The sequence below is a fragment of the Prevotella sp. P6B1 genome (genome assembly GCF_000702825.1).
Classification (GTDB): Bacteria; Bacteroidota; Bacteroidia; order Bacteroidales; family Bacteroidaceae; genus Prevotella.
On record NZ_JNKF01000018.1, the window covers coordinates 1 to 19,694 of the forward strand.

The window sequence follows — 19,694 nt, forward strand, 5'->3', positions numbered from 1 at the left end:
CCACGTCCCATGTGCAGTTGTCCACAGATTTCGCGGTGTGGGATGCTTGCCGCCAGCATTTGAAATGCTCTTTTTAACTTGCTCATTGTTACATTTTGGTTTGCCATATCTCGCTAAAGGTTTTGTATTTCCTTCGGCAAAGATAGTAATTTAACTTCAATGGCAGAACCGAAATGAACTTTTGGTACCGATTCGAGCGCTACAGCGGTACCGATTGGTGCGCTACGCTGGTACCGGTTGGAGTGCTATGGTGGTACCGATTGGTGCGCTACGGTGGTACCGATTCAAGCGCTACGATGGTACCGTTTCGCCGATATTATCAGCTAATAGTTGAAAACCTTTAAGCCATTTATAATTTGCATCTATAAGCCCTATATTTATAGCCTTTTTAAAGTATCTTTTTGCCTCATCGTTATTTAATAAATCTGGCAAAATAACATTGTTAGTTTCCTCTTGTTGAGGCTCTGGGGCGGCTTTCTCTGGCTCTGGTTGTACTTCATCCAGAAACTCTTTATAAAGTGTTTCTCGCTCACTTTTTAGCTGCTCTCGCTCTTTCCATTGTAAATGCAGTGAAAGTGCTTTGCCGCTTAGTTTGTCGTTTATCTGCTTAATTCTCAAAAGCAACTCCAAAACCTTATCGGCTTTTGCTTTTTCATCGTTGAGGCTTTCCCCCTCTGCCACGCCATATAGATAACGGCCACCCTCATCTGGGGTTGTTTCATAGTATCTCTCTGGGTTGAGGCTATCACCGCCAAACCTCTCTGTTTTCCAACCATCAAACCACTCGTTTATTTCTCTTAGTGATTTATTAAAGTCTATAGGCCATATTTCCATATTAACACCCTCCTTTTATTCTGTTTTATTCTTCTACACCATCCACAATATATACTCTCTCTATTGCATCCATTTTTAAGTAAACATCTGTTTTCTTGGGGTTGTAAAAAACCAACCTCAAACAGCCTGTTAACTCATCAAGTCCTACAACCTCTTTTACTACACAATACCGCTTTCCATTTTGCCTTGATACTATTGCACACACCTTTCCTCTCATTTCCTCAATATGCCTGTAGATATGGAAAACGCCATCATCACACTCTAACTCGTGTACTTTTAGCTTTTGCCCATCTTTTAGCCTTATTGGTGCCTCTGGTGCATCCATACAATCACCATCAACCCAAAATCTAACCTCACATTTACTAAGATCCAGATCTACAGGGTAGCCGATTTGTTTCTTTTTCTCCATACCTTAACCCTCCATCAGTTTGCTAAGTTCTGCCATCGCCTGCTTTTTCTGTTCGTCTACAACCCTTGTATAGCGTTCTGTATATCTTAGGTTGCTGTGTCCCATCATTTCTTGTACAACTCTCACACTAAAGCCTTTCTGGGCTGCTGTTGCTGCCATATTAGTACCAAAAGAGTGCCTTGCACAATGCCACGTTATATGTTTATCAATCCCCGCTCTCTTAGTCCATCGCCTTAGGGCTTTAAGGCACATTGTATGGCTTGGTAGATCAAACACTAAGGCGTTTTTCTCTGCCGCCTCCATCTTGTCAGCAATCAAAGCCAACAGGCCATCTGTAAGGGGTAAAGAAACGCTGCTGTGTTTGCTGTGTCCTTTGGTCTTGTTCTGTTCATAAATTAGCACTCTGTTGGCAAAGTCAAAGTTTCCAAAGGTCAACTCTTTAATATCACAAAAGCGCATACCTGTGTACAGGCAAAAGATAAAAGCGTTTCTGATCTCTTTGTTTTCCCCTGTATAGTGGGTTTCCATCAGCTGCTTTTCTTCTTCTGGGCTTAGAAAGTCCTTAACCAAAACGCCCTCATCCACCATTATTGATATGGTTTTCCCCTCGCTATCGACAAAAGGCCTTTGGTAGTTTATATTGCACTTTGTTGCACAACTCTTAAACACTTTCTTAAAACGCTGATAAATGCTTTTAGCCCCCTCTCCACTACTCCTACTCTGCAGATACTCTGTGAAAGCCTCAACCATTTCACTATTTATCTGTTCTGGTCTTATCTCTGTTTTATATCTGGTGTACTCTGGTGTATCTCTTAGAAAGTCCTTAAAACGCTGTAAGGCCATCTGTATCATTCTAACATCTTTCTTGGTGTATGCATCCAGATACTCTTGGAAATACTCCAAAAAGTTGATCTTGACTTTCTTCTGTAACCTATAGCCGTTTTCTTGTTCCAGAAACTCTTGTTCTTTCTCCTGTCTTATCTTCTTTGCTAATAATAGGGTTTCTTTGTTGTGGTTTCTGTCTATCGGGCTTTTGGGCTTTGCAACCAAATATAAATTTAGGTTTTCTTTTCTTCTGATATGCTTAACCTTAAATTTGGGCGTGCCTGCCATCCTGCCACTCTCATACAATACAGGATCGCCAAACTCATCCAATACAGGCTCGCTTTCTCTACCTAAGTAATACTCCAGATAGAGGCTTATTTGTCCGTCTGATAACAACCTTTGCTCTAACCTTGGGTTGTCTTTGGTCTTGTTTTCTAACTTTGCCATAACTAACTTTTTATCTTTTGGTTTCTTTTTCTGGTGCAAAGTTAAAAAATATTTTCAAAAGGTGTACTATAAGGTGTACTAAATAATCTAAAATAGTACACCTTGGAGAAACTAAGTGAAAACATTAAAAATGTAAAACACTGAAAATCAATACTTTTTGTTTCTCATTTTTTCAGATTTTTGCAGGGTTGTGTATCGGGTCTGGGTACCAAGATTCTTCAAAAGCAATAAGTGCTGTTGGTTTTATATCAGCAGCACTTTTCTTATCTCGGAAGTGTGAGAATGAACCGGGCACCGGGTGAGTATGTGGTGTCGAGTACCACATCGCCCCCCATGCGGCGCGCCAGACTGCGCGCCACGCTGAGTCCGATACCTGTACCGTCATAATAGTCGTCAAGCTGTACAAACTCCTCAAAAATATGTTCGGCCTCTTCGGCAGGTACGCCTATTCCGGTATCTTCAACGGCGAACTCTATATTTTCGGGTGTCACTCTGACATTGAGCGATGCTCGTCTTTCTGACGATTTTGTGGTGTATTTTTGTGCGTTATCCAGCAGACAGCTTAGTGCACTAACTGCCGATTCTATATTAGTCTTGATTCTGATGGTCTCGGCCTTGGGTGTTATGTTCATATTGAATGATAGACCTTGAGCGTCGCTTATGCAACTGGTGCTGACAGCGCTTCGGGCTATGTCTGCCGCTGTTGTCTCGTCGTTGCGCTCTATCACACTGCGGCTTCCAGCCTCGCTCAGTTCCAGCATACGGTTAACCAAACGGGTGATACGATTGGTGTTTTCAATGATATTATGACCTATTTGTTTTTTTTCTTCGTTGCTCAGGTCCATGTCGGGGGTGGTGATAACTTGAGTGAAGCCGCTCAGAATGTTCAGAGGTGTACGTATCTCGTGAGATATCTGCTTGATGAAGTTTTGTTTCATCTTGGCTGATTCCTCGGCTTTCTCACTGGCTGCAATCAGTTGGTGGTTAGTTTCAAGCAGTTCCTCATGGCTCATTTCCAAAATCTTATAGTTGGTTTCGAGCATCGCATTGGTCAACTTTAATTTGCGGCGAGAACGATACATCATACCTGTGTAGAGAATTAGGAACAGAGTTCCTACAGCAAACAGCAGATACCACATCCACTGGGGAACACGTGTTTCTACGCTATGTTTGAAGTTGTCGCCATAGATGCTGTCGATAATGCCTGCGGCCTCCATTCTGTCCAGCTCCTGATCGATGGCGTCAATCAGTTCTTTATTGTGGCTTACATAGCAGTATTCGCGTGGCTGCATGGAGATTTCTTCGGCCTGTAGTTGGTTCAGGTGGTAATGCTGAATAAAGTACTTGGCTTGGTAACTATAGCAGATGATGGCATCATATTTGCCGATGGCCAGATTCTGAAAAGCCTCGTTTAAGTCGTAGACACGCACGCTTTTGCCGCCTTCACGTTTAATCAACTCTGTAATGGGACGTGAATTGAGAAAGGCAAGAGTCTTGCCTTTCAGGTTACGGAAGTCAAATTTTTTGTAATCTGACTTACGATATACCACCTGATAATACAGACGGAAGATGGGGTGGGAGTAGTGGATGCTGTCTTTGCGATAAGGCGAATAGACCATCATGGCCAGATCTGTCTCACCGTTCAGTACGTCGGACGCAACCTTTCCCCACAATGCGGGCACGTAATAGAACTTTAACCCGAGACGACTCATCAGTTCGTGGGTAAAGTCAACATCGTAGCCACGTGGTTTCCCATCACGCCCCACTGATTGTAGGGGGGCATAGTTGGCATCAAGGCCTATGGTTATGGGCTGCTTGAATGTGTATTTCTGATCTTTGGCTGCATGGGCAACCAAAGTAGAGACGCTGATAGCTAATAGTAGTATCAGCCGATGGGTAGTTAGTTTGCTATTCGTCATGTGAATGGTCATTCCTTTCTCTCTCTCGTTTCGGGTGCAAAGATAAGAATAAAAATTGGAAGTCTCAAATTTCTAAGATAAAATGTAAAAATGTGCTACAGGCAATATCGCGTGCAGCACATTTATTTCATTTCTCGCACGCTTTATTCGATGACGTCAGGGATGTATGTAACTTCGATGCCGTCCTTTACAAAGATGGGCAGGCCCGAGTCGGTGTTTACGTATTCAATAGATAGGGTGACATCGCGAGGTCCCAGCATGCGACCATCGACTTCAAAAATCGATTTGTCGAGAATCACCGTGTTGCCATTCTTGCTTTTCAGCTTCTTGGTGAGCATGGTGTCGCCATACTTATAGGTAGCCTGGAAATAGCACTTTTCATTCAGTTCTACCTCGGCAGGTAACTCGATAGAATCGAGCAGGTCGTATTGGCTTTCAAAAACGCTACCCAACTTCTCATAGATAGTCTTAGGCGCATCGCTGGTATCCATAAAGTCGTTAGTCGACAGCCGCTTACTACTGATGAGTGCCTCCATACCTGTTTTGCGTATGTACTGTTTGCCCAGCATGAGCATCTGTTTCTTGGTTGTGAGGTTGAAAACCTTCACGGCCTGTTTGTCCTTTGCCCACTTAATGGCGTTCACATCACTGAAGGTGTCGCCCACTTTCACTTTCTTGCCGTTATTATAGGTGAGTGAAGCATCGTTGATGAAGAGCACCTTGTAGTTGTCGGCGCTGGCGTAGCTGAGCCACGAGGCCAGACATGTGAGTAAGAGTAATCTTTTCATTTCTTCTTGTTTTTATAGATGTTATACTTCTGCATAAATGTGTCGTAGAGAGAGTAGACAGTGGTAGGAACCCACATGTTGAATGCTAAGTCGAACCAGCTGGCTACCAAAGCGATAATCAGGAACACTGTGGCTGTACTGGCAAACGATAGCACGATGCTGAGCCAGGGATTCATGACCATTGATGAGAATGAGTGTCCCGAGAGATAGAATAGACCAATGATAATGTAGATGACAAACAGGATTGCCATGTAGGTCCAGTTGACAAGATGGGCGCCTTGAGTCAGGGCAATGTAGCCATTGAACAGAATGCTGGAGCCTGGCTGTGGACCAAGGAATGTGGAATGAACATCACTCTTGAAGTCGCCGATGATAACCAGCTTGTCATCTATTTGTTCGCTCACCGACATTACGCCCATCTCGTCGAGATCGAGCATGTCGGCGCTCAGATAGATATAGTTGCGTTCGCGTGCTTGCCCTTCCTCGTCAAGCAGACTGCCTGTCACACGGATAGGTAGCAGAAGCGTAGCACTATTCTGACATAGGCGTCCGTTGTCGGTATACCATAGTCCGCCCCAGTGCCGCTTGATAGTTGAGCCGCAACGGTCCTGATAGATCTTGAGGGCTACCGACTCATCATCGTCGTGTATGTATTGATAACGCGAGAAAGTGAGTGCCTGCCATGTAGTGGCATAGTCGGCATTTGAGGCCTTCCTGTAAAGGTTGCTGTCGCACATGACTGCCCCTTTGTGCTTTGGGATGACCAAGCGGTCCATCGATAGGATGGTGCTGAAGAGTGCCGAGTCGTATTCAGTCTCCATGCCTTCCTCGAAGAATACATCCATAAAGATGTAACGATAGTTGTTGGCAGCCTTAGCTTTGGTGAGAAACTCCAGTAACTTGCCGCGATCTGTAATGATGGTATTACCTACAGGAACCTCGTTCTCGGTGTAGGGGACAAGCATCTTGTCGTAGCACACGTTAATCATCAGAACGCTGTCGGGGATCTGACCAATCTGTATACCGAGGAATTTCTTGTAGTCGGTTATTTGTTTGAGCGCACCAGTCTCACCCGGCAGAGGATAGCCCGAGTTGCCCATCACGTAGGTGAAGATGATAATGACGGTGCTCGTGAGCACGGAGAGTGTGACGAGGTGCAGATGCTGGTGTATCCAGCTTGTTATGCGTTTCCAAATGGCCTTCATGGGCTGTTGGTTTTATCGCTTCAAAAGGATGACTTTTGCCTTGGAGTTGTCCATCTTACTCATGGTCTTCCCCACGTTGGCATTGTAATAAGTAGGATCGGCCACGGTGAACTTTCTGCCGTTGACCATAATATAATCGCCTGCAACCTCTTCGTTATTGAAACAAACGGCGGTGTAGAGATGGCCTGGGTAGTAAACCAGTACAGCGTCGAGGTCGAGCAGGTCGCGCACTAAGTGGGTGTACAGGATAGCGCGATCTTCACAGTCACAGAATGGGTAGAAAAGTGTCTCCTCTGCAAAGAAGGCGCGGTCGTGACCCCAAACCTTGTCGTCGTAACCATAGGTGAGTCCCATCTGAACCCAATTGAGTAACATGTTGGCTGCTCTGAGTTTGGGTAGGCTACCCAACTGCTGTTTGAGTTGTGGGTAAACTTTCTCGCTGATTTCAGGAGCTACTGGGGTATTGGCATAGTAAGCCCAGCGAGTCATCATGTCCTTGCCGTCGTACGACGTGGGGTAGTCGTTGTAGAAATCTATCAGGTTTTTATTGAGCTGCATGTCAGCTTTTACGTTTACAAAGCGTGAGATGACGGTACGCTGCTCACCCAGATTCTTTTTCAATTCGGGCTGTTCGGCAATGCCTAAACCCATTTTCTGTTCGCCAGGGAAGGCTGCATCGCAAACGGTCAGTGTCTTGGCTTTGCAACCATCCATCAGGTGGAATATCTTGCCATCCGAAATCAGGTAGTTGCGATCGTAGGGGAAACCATCCATACTGGTCATGAGATGCATTTTGTTACCCTCCTCGAGGGCAAAGCGAATCTGATATCCCGACTGGTTCATGAGTACCCCCTGCATGAATACAGCCTCGTTAGTGCCTTTCCCGCAAGCCTCTTCTGAGATTTTCTGCAACATCTTATAATATGCCCAGTCACATAGCTTGTATTCTTTGCGGAGCTCCAAACAGTCGTGTACGAGGTTGTTATACCCCTTGGCTGTGAGTTCAAGGAAGGCATTTGAAAGCTCTTTTTTGCCGGTGCCCTTCAGTTTGAACTGCTTGGCGTTACCCCAGCGAACCTTCATTGGGGTACCGTAGAACTCAAAGCTGCTGGTGGCTGTGGCTTCGTCGTTCTCGACGATAGGCTGCTGAGGCTTTGGCTGTGGCTTTACTTCAACAACCACGGGTACTACAACAGCCTCGATAGGCTTACTCTTCTTTTCTATCTGTTTCTTTTTTTGCTCAGCCAGCTGACGGGCCTTCTCCTCTTGTTGCTTCTTTTTCTCAGCTAACAAGCGGGTCTTTTCTTCCTGTTGACGTTTCTTCTCTGCCAGCAGACGGGCCTGCTCTTCCTGCTTTTTCTTTTCGGCAGCTATGCGGGCCTGCTCCTCTTCTTGCTTTTTCTTTTCGGCAGCTATGCGAGCCTGTTCTTCTTCCTGCTTTTTCTTTTCAGCGGCTATGCGGGCCTGCTCCTCTTCCTGCTTTTTCTTTTCGGCAGCTAAACGAGCCTGCTCTTCTTCCTGTTGGCGCTTCTGTTCGCTCAATAGGCGTGCTTTCTCCTCTTGTTGTTTGCGCTTTTCCTCTAACAGACGAGCCTTCTCTTCTTGTTTCTTCTGTTTTTCTTCCAGAAGTCGGGCTTGTTCTTCTTGTTTGCGCTGTTTCTCGGCCAACAATTGCTGCTGACGCTCTTGCTCCTTCTGTTTGGCGAGAGCCTGACGCTCCTGCTCTTCCTGCTTCTTCTTCTCTGCTAACAGTTTGGCCAACTCGGCTTTCTTCTGCAGTTTCTCCAGTTCCTTTTGCTGCTCCTCCTGTTTCTTTTTCAGGTCGGCCAAGCGCTTTAACTCTTGCTCTTGTTTCTTCTTCTCAGCTAATAGCTTGGCTTGTTCCTCCTCTTGTTTTTTCTTCTCAGCCGCAATACGGGCCTTTTCCTCCTGCTGAGCTTTCTTCTCGGCAGCTAAGCGGGCTTGTTCTTCTTCGCGGGCCTTTTTCTCGGCGGCCAAACGGGCTTGTTCTTCCTCCTGTTGTTTCTTCTTAGCTGCCAATTGGGCCTGCTTTTCTTCCTGCTTCTTCTTTTCGGCAGCTAACTTGGCTAAGATATCTTCCTGTTTCTTTTTTTCGGCAGCTAGTCGAGCTAACTCTTCCTCTTGTTTTTTCTTCTCAGCCGCAAGTCGTGCTAGCTCTTCTTCCTGCTTCTTCTTCTCTGCAGCGAGTCGGGCTTGTTCCTCTTCGTGCTTTTTCTGCTCTTCTAAGAGTTTCTTTTGTTCGGCTTCGCGTTTCTGTTGCTCTTCGGCCAATTTCTGCTCCTCTTCTTGTTGACGGAGCTCCTCAAGATAGTCTTCATCTTGGTTTTTATCGTATTCAATAGGCTTGATATCGTCCTCCTTTGGGTGGTCGACAGCTTTTTCGATGTCAAAATCCTTCCAAGCTTTTTCCATGAAGGCGGCATACTTCTTGTTCACGCTGTCGCGGAAAGCCTCGTACTTGCGGTTGGTTTCCTTTACGAAATCGTCGTAATTCAGCTTCTGACGGCTGTTGACCTGCTGTCTCAGGCTGCCCCGCTGGTGCTGGGTTTGTTGTCTTTGCGGTCTCTGGGCCTGTGCTTCGGCCAAGCCAATGAGTAGCATCATGATGAGTAAGGTGAACGAAAGCTTTTTCATATCTTTTATTGTTTTAGTTATTTTCTATTCGAATAGGGATGCGCTTTACCTGCATCTGTTCGTCCTTCTGCTGATATTTTGTCAGCCAGGCATTAAATTCCTTGTAACTTAATGAACTTGGAATAATCAAGGCGTCAGTCAGTTTCTGCTGACCTACCTTAGAACTGATTTTTGCATAGTTGTTAGGTGAGAAGATGACGTAAAGGTCGTTGTATTCTTCTGTATTTTCATCGGCACAGGTTAATGTTAGTTCGTCAACAGCACCATCTTCTGGTCCAGCTTTAGTTTCAGAGAATAGATAATACTCTTTGTCATGAGTGATGGCAAACGACCCCATGCCTGAACTCTGATAGGGAAGCAAGCTGAAAACTTGATTACTCTGGATATCAAACAAGAACACTGTCAGGTAGCCATCGACTGGTGATTGAAAATATAGGTAGAAGTCGTCGCCGCTTTTGAACGTGGTGGCTTCGTCTCCCTTGTCAGGATGCCGGCGAAGGGGTTTGGCGTCGAATTCTACGCCGGCGGCAACCAATTCTCTGATCTTGCCTTTGACGGTCACCTTCAGAAAATCGCGGCCGTTTTCCATTACGCGCTCGAATTTCGGCTCATTCACATCGCCCAGCCATACACCTCTTACCTGATCACTTGTCATGGAGTGGAATGATGTACTCGACTGACCGTTGATGTTCGTTACGCCAGTCACATTGATACTTCCCACAGTGAGGCCGAACTCGCTCTCGATGGCGTCATTCTGCGCCTTGACAAGGGCAATACGTTTGGCTTGTTCAAGTGAAAGGTTGGCGGGTATCTCATAGAGATAACTGGCCTCGACCGTTTTCACTTTACCTTTCTCCTGAGCGCTACTGCATAGCGCCCAGGAGAATATGGTGATCAGTATGAGTAATTGCTTCATATACTGTTATTTATTCCTGATTCTTAAGTTTCTCGACATCTTTCAGCAAATTGTCGCGACGTGCTCTCTGAAGAGCGGCTTTGGCCAGTTTTTCAACATTTTCTGACGAAATAGCCTGGATAATCAGAACTTCAGTATTTCCGTTTGACAATTTACGGAAGCATTCCATTAGAGTGATGGGGCGCTTGATAGACTGATCGACGCTACGACCTTCACGGGCCATGATAGTCTTAGCAACAGATTCAGCCTCGTCGTTGCCATATTGTTCGTTGGCTAGGTCTTCAGAAATAGTTGTTGATACTTGGGTTGTCAACTTGTTGGCTATTTCGCCTCTTGAGAATGATAGGGCTTGAGTTCTGGCAGCATCATAAATGGTACCTATGCTACGGCCTTCACCAGTGATCCATGCCTCGCCGCCAGAAGAATCTCTTTCCAGTCTGGCCTCAAATGCCTTTGTAACCTGAGTCTCCAGAGGTAACTGACCAGGGTTGACCTGCCATCCTTGTGACTTGTACTCTTTTACAGATTTCTTGAGCAGCTTCTGGTCAGCCTTGCTCAGGTTCTGAGCACCTACACTTGCCGATACGGCAAACAGCATGAATAATGCTGCGAAAATCTTAATAGCTTTCATAATTAGAAATTGTTTAAGTTGTGAATAACTGAATTATCTTGTCTCGTAATATTTTGAGTTTGGGGTCAATACGTGGGGCAAAAATATGAAAAATATCCGAAAGTTCCAAATAATTCGCCTTTTTTTTCCGTGTAAAGTTAAAAAAAGTTGCAAAATGGCTTTAAGTCTCAATTTAAGTTACTATCTTTGTACCATCTCATTAGATAGTGTTATGATAAGATATACAAAAAAAGAAGAAATATGGAATGCGTCATCGCACGGCGGGGGCATCCTGCTGGGTGTGGTGTTTGGCATTATTTTTCTTATTTGGTGTTTTCAGACCGATAACAATTGGGCTCGCTGGGGCGTCATTCTCTATTTGTTTGGTATGCTGGGGTCATACATTGCTTCTACACTCTATCATTCGATAAAACATCATTCCAAGTGGAAGGAGCGCCTCAGAAAATGGGATCATGCCGCTATTTACTGGCATATTGCCGGCTCGTATTCACCTCTCACGCTGGTAGCACTTCGTGAACAAGGCTATTGGGGATGGGGGCTGTTCTGCTTTGTATGGGCTTGTGCCATTGCTGGTACAATCATCAGTTTTATCCATTTAAAGGAGCATTCCAATGTTGAAACATTCTGCTTTGTCGGCATGGGATTAAGTGTGCTTGTTGCCTTCAAACCTTTGATTGATTCGGTGTCAACGGCAGCTGTTATTTGGATTGTTGCCGAAGGTGTTAGCTACATCACTGGCGCCGTTTTTTATTCTTTGAATAAGACCAAATATATGCATTCCGTATTCCACTTTTTTGTGCTCGCAGGCAGTGTTTGTCACATCATTGCCGTGTGGGATGTGTTGATGGAGTACTTATAATGGTTAAAAGTTGAGCCGTTTTTTTGGTGGTTTCGCCAAAATGATGTAAATTTGCACCCAAATTTGCAAATTTTGGTCTATTATGTCGTATACACGTTTGACTGCTGCCGAGGCTGCAGCGCTGATTAAGAATGGCGAGAATATCGCTATGAGTGGCTTTACACCTGCAGGTGTGGCTAAAGCAACAACAAAAGAACTAGCTAAGATTGCGGTTGCCGAACACGAGGCTGGTCGCGAGTTTAAAGTGGGTATTTTTACTGGTGCTTCAACTGGACAGAGTACTGATGGAGATCTGGCTAATGCTCAGGCGATCAAGTATCGTGCTCCTTATACCACAAACCCTGATTTCCGTAAGCACGTTAATTTGGGTGAGATTCCTTATAACGATCTTCATCTGAGTCATATGGCACAGGAGCTTCGTTATGGATTTTATGGCGATGTGGACTGGGCCATCCTCGAAGTCTGTGATATTGAAGAAGTAGGTAACGATTATCATGTATACCTGACTGCTGCTGGCGGTATCTCTCCCACAGCAGCTCGTTTGGCCAAAAAGGTAATTTTGGAATTGAATGCTTTCCATAATCCTAATGCCAAGTTTATTCACGACGTATATGAACCATTGGATCCTCCTTACCGCAAGCCTATCATGATTGAAAAGGTAAACGATCGTATCGGTGTTCCTTATGTGTCAATCCCCAAGGACAAAGTGGTCGGTGTGGTAGAGTGTAACATCCCTGACGAGGCTCGTGCTTTCAAGGATAGTGACCCCGTGACAGAGAAGATTGGCTTCCTGACAGCAGAGTTCCTGGTTGAGGAGATGCACAAAGGTCGTATCCCCAAGGAGTTCCTGCCTCTGCAGAGTGGTGTGGGGTCGACAGCCAATGCTATCCTGGGTGCCCTCGGTGAGGATAAGCATGTGCCCGACTTCAATATCTATACCGAGGTGATCCAGAACTCGGTGATCGAGATGATGCTTAACGGACGTGTGAAGGATGCCTCTGCCTGCTCGCTGACCGTTTCGAACGACTGCCTGATGCAGGTTTACGACAATATGGACTATATGAAGCAGCACCTGACACTGCGCCAGAGTGAGATTTCAAACTCACCCGAGGTGATACGTCGACTGGGGGTGATTGCTATCAATACAGCTATCGAAGCCGACCTCTATGGAAATGTGAACTCGACCCATATCAGCGGCGTGAAGATGATGAATGGTATCGGTGGTAGCGGCGACTTTATCCGTAACGCCTATCTCTCGATTTTCACTTGTCCTTCCATCGCTAAGGGTGGCGTCATCAGTTCTATCGTGCCCTTCGTTAGCCATCAGGACTCTTCGGAGCATGATGTCAATATCATCGTTACTGAACAGGGTGTTGCCGACCTTCGTGGTAAGAGCCCCGCACAACGTGCCGAGTGTATCATTGAGAACTGTGCACACCCCGATTATAAACAGCTGTTGTGGGATTACCTTAAAATTTCTAAGATGGGACAAACACGACACAACCTCACAGCTGCATTTGCCATGCATGACACACTGGCTCGTAAGGGCGACATGAAACTGACAGACTTTGCTGAATATTTAAAATAAAAGAATAAAAATAACAAAAGGTAATGGGAAAACTGAAACAATGGTGTTTAGGGATAGCTGTCCTCCTGGTAATCGCCTTCGTTGCTTCGTGTGGAAGTAAGGATGACCGCTCTTGGAAGGGTAGTGGCAAGAACTCTGCTAAGGACTCAGTGAAGATGAATCTGATTGACAGCATGATCTTAAAAGCTGAAAACGCGAAAGACTATGATCGCAAGTTCTTCTTGGCAGACAGTTTGGAGAAAACAGGAGATATCAGCATGGTCAGAGCTAACTATTTGCGTGGTTCGGCCTTGAATAGCCAGAAAAGAAAAGGCGAAGCTGAGGTCTATTATAAGAAGGCGCTGAGCGTTGAGCATTTGGACGATAAGGATTTGATTCCCTATAGCCGTGCGGCAAGAACTCTTGCTCAATCGCTTTCTGTTAAGAACGACTATGAAGCAACCTTGCGTGTGGCTATGCCTGCCGTTGAAAAATTGGAGGGACGTGATAAGGCTCAGTCTCGTGATTTGGCTGTACTCTATTACGTGATTGGCTCAGCACAGATGTATCTTGGTCACGACAAGGATGCTGCGCAGAGTTATGAGAATGCCTTTAATCACTATTTGACTTCAATTTCGAAGAAAGATACCAATGGTTCGCGTATCCGTTCAGCTATTCTCGGTGTTAACAATATCACAGTAGCCTGTCTTAATACCCAACATTATAAAGAGGGTAAGAAGTGGAATGATCGCACCGATTCGTTGCTCTATGTTTATCGCTTGCGTCCGGATGCTGACGCTGATTTCTGTGATCGCTATCGTGCGCGTATCCGTTTGTTCAATGCCCTGACTTCTTATGACGCAGGTCGTCATGCAGAGGCAGAAGCAGCTTTCGCAGGCTTCCTGAAAACAGATTATGCTCAAACTGAACAGGGACAATTGGATGCTAATGACTATCTGATGATAGCGCATCGTTATGATGAGGCTGCCAAGAACTTCCGTACACTCGACCATTGGATAAAATTCCGTGGCATGAAGATGACACTTGATAATATCAGCATGTATCTCATTCCGAAGTATCGTGCTAATATTGGTGCAGGTCATAGAGATTCTGCCTTATATGTGGCTACACAGATCTGCAATGCATATGATTCGGCTTTGGTTTGGTCAAAGCGTGATGATACAGCCGAAATGGCTACTATCTACGAGACCCATCAGAAGGAGGAGGAGTTGCAGCGCAGTCAGTGGGAGATAGAGAAACGTGGACACGAGATGTTCCGTCAGCGTCTTATCAGCCTCGGTATTGGTTTTGTTCTGTTGGCAGGTTTCTTGGGCTTCTATGTGATTCATAAGCGTAAGGCGTTCAATCTGTTGCAGGAAGCCTATGGACAGCTGGAGGAGGCGACAACAGCCCGTGAACGTATTGAGAGTGAGCTTCGTATCGCGCGCGACATCCAGATGTCGATGATTCCTGCAGCCAATTTGGAAAGCGAGGGATTGGATCTCTTTGCGTCGATGACTCCTGCTAAGGAAGTCGGAGGTGACCTCTACGACTATTTCATGGAGAAGGATCATCTCTACTTTGCTATCGGCGATGTATCGGGTAAGGGTGTACCTGCTTCGCTCTTCATGGCACAGGTTATCCGTCTGTTCCGTGCTATGGCAAAACATCACTATTCTCCTGCAGAGATATGTAATCGTATCAACGACGAGTTGACCGAGAATAACGAGAACGGCATGTTTATCACCATGTTTATTGGTCTGGTGGATTTGACTACAGGTCGTCTCGATTTCTGTAATGCAGGTCATAATCCTCCAGTACTTGGAGGTGATGCTGATGGTGGTAACTTCCTCAAGATGATTCCAAATGCGCCTATCGGTTTGTGGCAGGGGATTGAGTACGAAGGCGAGTGCATTGATAGCATCAAGGGTAAACCGCTCTTTATCTATACCGATGGCCTGAACGAAGCTGAGAATCCTGATTTGGTTCGTTTTGGTGACGACCATATGCTTGATGTGCTTCGTGAAACGAAATTTGTTAATGCCATGCAGGTGGTTGAGACCTTGAAACGTCAGGTTGAGGAGCACCGTAAGGGAGCTGATCCTAACGATGACTTGACCATGATGTGTCTGAAGGTTGGATAAGTTTACCTTAAAATATAGGAAATATACCGCAACGCGTTGCGGTATATTTTTTGTACATATGTATTCCTGGTTTCGCTTTTTTTTCTTTAATTTGTAGCACGATTACAACACAGGAATATTAGATATTGCCCGTTTGATGATACTACAGTATAGTGTATTTATATTGCATATCATTGAATACAGTAGTGAAGTAGCGCCATTGACTTGTGAAAGTTGGTGGCGTTATAATTAGTAATTTACGCAACCCGTTGCGCAACATTTTCCTGATTGTTGCGTTCTGTTTTTGAGTAAAAATGTTACTTTTGTAGAGCTAACAAAACTATATTACAGATGAAACGGATATCACAGCGGGAAATCGCTAATTTATTAGGAGTAAACGTCTCTACCGTATCGCGTGCATTACGCGGTTTGGAGGGAGTCAGTACCGAACTTCGTCAAAAAATCCTGCATTTGGCCAAAGAACAGGGCTATCGTCCTAATCCATTTGCCGTTAGTCTTCGTTATGATACAACAAGAACGATAGGTATCATTGTGCCTGATGTTTCGTTCAATCATTTTGCCCATATCGTGAAGCGTATCGAGGCTGAGGCCCGAAAAGAAGGCTACATGTGCATTATTACTGATACGGATGATAAATACGAAAACGAGAAATACTGTTTGGAGTTGTTGGTAAATATGCATGTAGAGGGCATTATCATGTGTTTGTCGCAAGAGACAACCGACTATGCCCATATACAGCGATTGAGAAAGATACATATGCCAGTTGTCTTGTTTGATAGAGATGCGGATATAGATATTTCGTCGGTCGTTATCAACGATGCTGATTCCGCTCGTAAGATCACCAACTATCTTGTTGACAGAGGGGCTCAAAGGATTGCTTTTTTGGGTGGCCCTAACAAACTGAAGCAAACTTCTGATCGCAAGCATGGCTATCTTGAAGCGCTGCATGAACGGAATATACCCGTCAGAAAGAACCTGGTGAAATGTAACTATTTTAGCTATAACTCCGGATTGACCGATACATTGGAACTGCTGGATTTACCCGAACCTCCTGATGCAATTATCGCTACTCACGGCTTATTGGTCACGTCGGCTATGAAGGCTGTAGAGAGTAGAGGTTTGCGTATTCCTGAAGACGTTTCAATCATTGGCTATATGAGCGACTGGGTGTCGGATGTTGCATCGCCCCGTGTGTCATTTGTGAAGCAGAATCAGAAGGAGATAGGTCTGAAAGCCTTCAAGTTACTGTTCGATCAGATGAATGGTGATACTTGTGTACAGCATGTCATTGTGAAAGCGCGTTTTGAAGTTAGAGACAGCACCCGATAAACAATCAGAATAATAAAATAGAAAACGCTGGGTTTATGAAGAACTTATTATCACTATTAACGCTGCTTACTGTACCTGTGTTTCTACAGGCACAGGGCCTGAAACTGAACGATTGTGAGTATTTTGAAAGACAAGGGGTCAACGTTTTGGTTTTCAGCAATGATTTCAATGGAGGTTTCAATGATGAGAAGAATTCGGGAATAGAGATTATCCATCATGGAGTCCGGACCGTTCAGGGAGGTGCAGTCCGCCTGAATAACACTCCAGAGCAATGGGATCTGGTTCCCAAGACTATTGCCCGCAAGGTGGATCGTGAGAAGGGAAGTATAGAGGTTGTGATGCGCTATGACGACTACGATTTCGATAGTAGGGTAGTAGTGACCGCCAAGGGGCGTGCCGTAGAAATCGCCGTTTGGCTTGATAAGCCTGTGCCAGAGATGTTGGCTGGTGAGGCAGGTTTTAACTTGGAATTCCTGCCCTCTCAGTATTGGTTGAAGACATATCGTGTAGATGGCCGGTTGGGACGTCTGCCTCGTTATGCAACCAGTCAGACCATAACCCGTCCGAATAACGAGAAACCACGCCAGTTTAAGGGATTTAAGACGTACGATGATCGTGGTACCGATTGCTTTATTGATCCGTTGCCGATAGAGACAGGTCATCAGATAACGCTTGCTACCGACCAGCCTGAGCGTATGGTCAGTATCAGCAGTAGTGATGCAGAACTTAAATTGTACGATGGACGTGTTCTTGCCCAGAATGGGTGGTATGTCCTGCGTAGTGAGTTGCCTTCGGGAAAAACTGGAAAGGTTGTTACGTGGCTGGTAGAACCTTATGCTATTCCTGGTTGGATTCGTGAGCCCAACATCGGTTTCTCGCAAGTAGGCTATACCCCAGAACAGCCCAAGGTGGCTGTTATCGAATTGGATAAGAACGATCATCCCGAATCATCTGCAGTTCTGATGCGTATGAAGGACGATGGTACAACGGAACAGGCCTTTGTTGGGGAAGTCAAGAACTGGGGACCTTATTATAAATATAATTATGTGAAGTTCGATTTCTCATCAGTATGTCAGCCAGGAGTGTACTATATTCAGTATGGTAACACTCGAAGTAATGATTTCCTTATCGATAAGCACGTTTATGATAAGATTACTGATGCGACTACTGATGTATGGGTTCCTATCCACATGAACCACATGTACGTGAATGAGGGCTATCGTACCTGGCATGGCGAACCCTTTAAGGAAGGCTATCTGCAGGCACCACCAAGCGATCACTTCGATTTGCACCGACAGGGTGAGACCACTGATACCAAATACAAGCCTTTGGAACTGATTCCTGGACTGAATGTCGGTGGATTCTTTGATGCTGGAGACTTTGACATAGAAACAGGTTCGAACATCAATGTGGTACAGAATTTTATCCGCACTTGGGAGCTTTTCAAACCTCAGCGCGATGAGACCTTCGTCAGCCAGCAGCAGCGCTATGTGGATTTGCATCGTCCTGATGGAGTGCCCGATATCCTGCAGTTTATAGAGCATGGTACACTGAACCTTGTGGCTCAGGCAGAACAGATTGGGCATATGGCTTCTACACTTTCTAATTCGGTACTGGATAATTATCATCATCTGGGTGATGCGGCCTCGATTACCGATGGCTTGCATTACGATCCGAGTCTGAAACCCTATGAGGTGTCGGCCGATGGAAAACGGAGTGGAACGCCCGATGATATGTGGGCTTTCACCACCCGCAGTCCTCAACTCGATCAGCGTGCAGCCACCATGTTTGCTGCCGCCAGTCATGCCCTGAAGGGCTATAATGATGAGCTCGCGGCACGTGCGCTCGCCCAATCGAAGCGTTTGAAGAAGGAAGCAGATGAACTGCTTAAGAAAACTGCAACCGATAGCCAGATGGAGGCTGACTTCAGTTGGCTGGGTGGAGGAGAACAGGGTGATATGGCCACTAATCTCCAACTCTATGGCGCTACTGGTGAGAAACAGTATCTTGTTAGCTTTGAGAAACAGATATGGAAGGCGCTCGACCACAACGTGGCATTTAGTATGCAGACCGCTCTTGATGCTGTGCGCTATATGAACGAGGCCTACAAAAAGAAGTTGCGTCCCTACGTAGAAAAGTACAATGCTTATATCAAGAGTTTCGATCAGCAGAATCCTTATGGCGTACCCATCGGCTTGGGTAACTGGGCTGGAGTCAACATGGTGCTTAATTTCGGTATCACCGTCAACTACGCTTATATTTACTTCCCCGATATTGTCAGAAAGGACGAAGTGTATCGTGTCGCCAATTGGCTTTACGGCTGTCATCCTTATCATAACTATTCGTTTGTGGCTGTTGTAGGAGCTGCTCGTCCTAAGCAGGTGTTCTACGGGAACAACCGTGCCGACTTCTCGTTTATTCCTGGTAATGTGGCTCCTGGCTTACTGTTCCGCAAACCCGATCATTTTGAGAACTATGATGACTGGCCATTCCTTTGGGGCCAGAACGAGGGTACCATTGCCGGCAATACACAGTATGTCATCTTTGGTTCATCCTTTAAGAATATTGTCACTCCTAAATAAGTATGCAGTATCAATGACTTTATTCCATAGAATCCGCAGTTCATTCACCACCCAGCTCACACTTTGGGTGGCTGGATTTGTTATTGTAATCTATGGGGTAGTCATCTTCCTGTTAGTCCGTTTTTCGCAACAGGTGGTGATAGACGAAACTATCGAAACCACCATGCAGGCACTCGAGAATACTGCTCTGAGGATAGATAATACAGTTCGACAGGCAGAAATGACGGCCTTTCTCGAACATCGCACTTTTGCAGTTGACCAGAAACTGGTAGAACGACTGATCAAGAAGAATCGATATTTTGAGAGTTTTATCCAGTCGCTTTCCCATGCCCAATTAGTTGTCTCTGCTGATAATGATGGTCCGCTTAGCAGCTATATCGTTGAGGCAAATGAGCGCAAATCGGCTTTCATTCCCTGTCGGTTCACTTCTGAGGGTTTCATTAAGCTATCCGTCAGCAAGAACGAGACGCACGTTCAGTTTGCCATTGCTGATACGGGCATGGGCATTCCAGTTGACAAACGCGATACCATCTTTGTCCCATTTTAACAAAACAATATGCAATACAAAAAACTATTTTTTATAT

General features: G+C 45.4%; 15 protein-coding genes. 6 read left to right on the plus strand and 9 right to left on the minus strand.

The window, feature by feature from the left end; translation table 11 throughout:
* Nucleotides 1–291: 291 nt before the first annotated feature.
* The 9 genes from T495_RS0114550 to T495_RS0114600 form a co-directional block, all read right to left on the minus strand.
* The gene (locus T495_RS0114550) at nt 292–834 is read right to left on the minus strand and encodes a hypothetical protein (protein ID WP_033149215.1); all 543 of its coding nucleotides are present in this window, start codon (nt 832–834) and stop codon (nt 292–294) included.
* 25 nt (nt 835–859) lie between these two features.
* Nucleotides 860–1,243 carry a hypothetical protein gene (locus T495_RS0114555; RefSeq protein WP_033149216.1) on the minus strand — a complete coding sequence of 128 codons (384 nt, stop codon included), beginning with the start codon at nt 1,241–1,243 and terminating at the stop codon, nt 860–862.
* A 3-nt stretch (nt 1,244–1,246) separates the two neighbouring features.
* Entirely contained in the window at nt 1,247–2,515 is a 1,269-nt protein-coding gene (locus T495_RS0114560) for a site-specific integrase (protein WP_033149262.1), read from the minus strand.
* A 263-nt stretch (nt 2,516–2,778) separates the two neighbouring features.
* A complete protein-coding gene (locus T495_RS0114565; protein ID WP_197018771.1) occupies nt 2,779–4,434 on the minus strand; it encodes a transporter substrate-binding domain-containing protein in 1,656 nt (551 codons plus the stop codon).
* Between the two features lie 143 nt (nt 4,435–4,577).
* A complete protein-coding gene (locus T495_RS0114570) occupies nt 4,578–5,222 on the minus strand; it encodes a hypothetical protein (RefSeq protein ID WP_028902325.1) in 645 nt (214 codons plus the stop codon).
* Nucleotides 5,219–6,427, minus strand: a complete 1,209-nt coding sequence (locus T495_RS0114575; protein ID WP_033149218.1) for a hypothetical protein — start codon at nt 6,425–6,427, stop codon at nt 5,219–5,221. The genes T495_RS0114570 and T495_RS0114575 overlap by 4 nt, the downstream gene beginning before the upstream one ends.
* A gap of 12 nt (nt 6,428–6,439) precedes the next feature.
* Complete coding sequence (locus T495_RS15415) at nt 6,440–9,082, minus strand: hypothetical protein (RefSeq protein WP_051652096.1); 2,643 nt, start codon at nt 9,080–9,082, stop codon at nt 6,440–6,442.
* 13 nt (nt 9,083–9,095) lie between these two features.
* Nucleotides 9,096–9,998, minus strand: a complete 903-nt coding sequence (locus T495_RS0114595) for a hypothetical protein (RefSeq protein ID WP_155993735.1) — start codon at nt 9,996–9,998, stop codon at nt 9,096–9,098.
* Nucleotides 9,999–10,008: 10 nt separating this feature from the next.
* A complete protein-coding gene (locus T495_RS0114600) occupies nt 10,009–10,629 on the minus strand; it encodes a hypothetical protein (protein ID WP_028902327.1) in 621 nt (206 codons plus the stop codon).
* Between the two features lie 211 nt (nt 10,630–10,840).
* Here T495_RS0114600 and T495_RS0114605 point away from each other — a divergent pair, with 211 nt between their 5' ends.
* The 6 genes from T495_RS0114605 (at nt 10,841) to T495_RS0114630 (ending at nt 19,657) form a co-directional block, all read left to right on the plus strand.
* Entirely contained in the window at nt 10,841–11,488 is a 648-nt protein-coding gene (locus tag T495_RS0114605) for a hemolysin III family protein (protein WP_033149267.1), read from the plus strand.
* An 82-nt stretch (nt 11,489–11,570) separates the two neighbouring features.
* Nucleotides 11,571–13,076, plus strand: coding sequence for a succinate CoA transferase (locus T495_RS0114610; RefSeq protein ID WP_033149219.1), 1,506 nt, complete (start codon nt 11,571–11,573; stop codon nt 13,074–13,076).
* Between the two features lie 23 nt (nt 13,077–13,099).
* Nucleotides 13,100–15,199: a PP2C family protein-serine/threonine phosphatase gene (locus T495_RS15420; protein ID WP_051652098.1), complete on the plus strand. Its 2,100-nt coding sequence runs from the start codon at nt 13,100–13,102 to the stop codon at nt 15,197–15,199.
* A 330-nt stretch (nt 15,200–15,529) separates the two neighbouring features.
* The gene (locus tag T495_RS0114620; protein WP_033149220.1) at nt 15,530–16,528 is read left to right on the plus strand and encodes a LacI family DNA-binding transcriptional regulator; all 999 of its coding nucleotides are present in this window, start codon (nt 15,530–15,532) and stop codon (nt 16,526–16,528) included.
* Between the two features lie 35 nt (nt 16,529–16,563).
* Nucleotides 16,564–19,110: a glycoside hydrolase family 9 protein gene (locus tag T495_RS0114625; RefSeq protein ID WP_033149221.1), complete on the plus strand. Its 2,547-nt coding sequence runs from the start codon at nt 16,564–16,566 to the stop codon at nt 19,108–19,110.
* Between the two features lie 13 nt (nt 19,111–19,123).
* Entirely contained in the window at nt 19,124–19,657 is a 534-nt protein-coding gene (locus T495_RS0114630; protein WP_033149222.1) for an ATP-binding protein, read from the plus strand.
* Nucleotides 19,658–19,694: the final 37 nt, after the last annotated feature.

What these genes read in the sequence shown, in the direction of transcription:
- T495_RS0114550 (WP_033149215.1), bottom strand. Translation starts at nt 834, where the DNA reads ATGGAAATATGGCCTATAGACTTTAATAAATCACTAAGAGAAATAAAC.
- T495_RS0114555 (WP_033149216.1), bottom strand. Translation starts at nt 1,243, where the DNA reads ATGGAGAAAAAGAAACAAATCGGCTACCCTGTAGATCTGGATCTTAGT.
- T495_RS0114560 (WP_033149262.1), bottom strand. Translation starts at nt 2,515, where the DNA reads ATGGCAAAGTTAGAAAACAAGACCAAAGACAACCCAAGGTTAGAGCAA.
- T495_RS0114565 (WP_197018771.1), bottom strand. Translation starts at nt 4,434, where the DNA reads ATGACGAATAGCAAACTAACTACCCATCGGCTGATACTACTATTAGCT.
- T495_RS0114570 (WP_028902325.1), bottom strand. Translation starts at nt 5,222, where the DNA reads ATGAAAAGATTACTCTTACTCACATGTCTGGCCTCGTGGCTCAGCTAC.
- T495_RS0114575 (WP_033149218.1), bottom strand. Translation starts at nt 6,427, where the DNA reads ATGAAGGCCATTTGGAAACGCATAACAAGCTGGATACACCAGCATCTG.
- T495_RS15415 (WP_051652096.1), bottom strand. Translation starts at nt 9,082, where the DNA reads ATGAAAAAGCTTTCGTTCACCTTACTCATCATGATGCTACTCATTGGC.
- T495_RS0114595 (WP_155993735.1), bottom strand. Translation starts at nt 9,998, where the DNA reads ATGAAGCAATTACTCATACTGATCACCATATTCTCCTGGGCGCTATGC.
- T495_RS0114600 (WP_028902327.1), bottom strand. Translation starts at nt 10,629, where the DNA reads ATGAAAGCTATTAAGATTTTCGCAGCATTATTCATGCTGTTTGCCGTA.
- T495_RS0114605 (WP_033149267.1), top strand. Translation starts at nt 10,841, where the DNA reads ATGATAAGATATACAAAAAAAGAAGAAATATGGAATGCGTCATCGCAC.
- T495_RS0114610 (WP_033149219.1), top strand. Translation starts at nt 11,571, where the DNA reads ATGTCGTATACACGTTTGACTGCTGCCGAGGCTGCAGCGCTGATTAAG.
- T495_RS15420 (WP_051652098.1), top strand. Translation starts at nt 13,100, where the DNA reads ATGGGAAAACTGAAACAATGGTGTTTAGGGATAGCTGTCCTCCTGGTA.
- T495_RS0114620 (WP_033149220.1), top strand. Translation starts at nt 15,530, where the DNA reads ATGAAACGGATATCACAGCGGGAAATCGCTAATTTATTAGGAGTAAAC.
- T495_RS0114625 (WP_033149221.1), top strand. Translation starts at nt 16,564, where the DNA reads ATGAAGAACTTATTATCACTATTAACGCTGCTTACTGTACCTGTGTTT.
- T495_RS0114630 (WP_033149222.1), top strand. Translation starts at nt 19,124, where the DNA reads ATGACTTTATTCCATAGAATCCGCAGTTCATTCACCACCCAGCTCACA.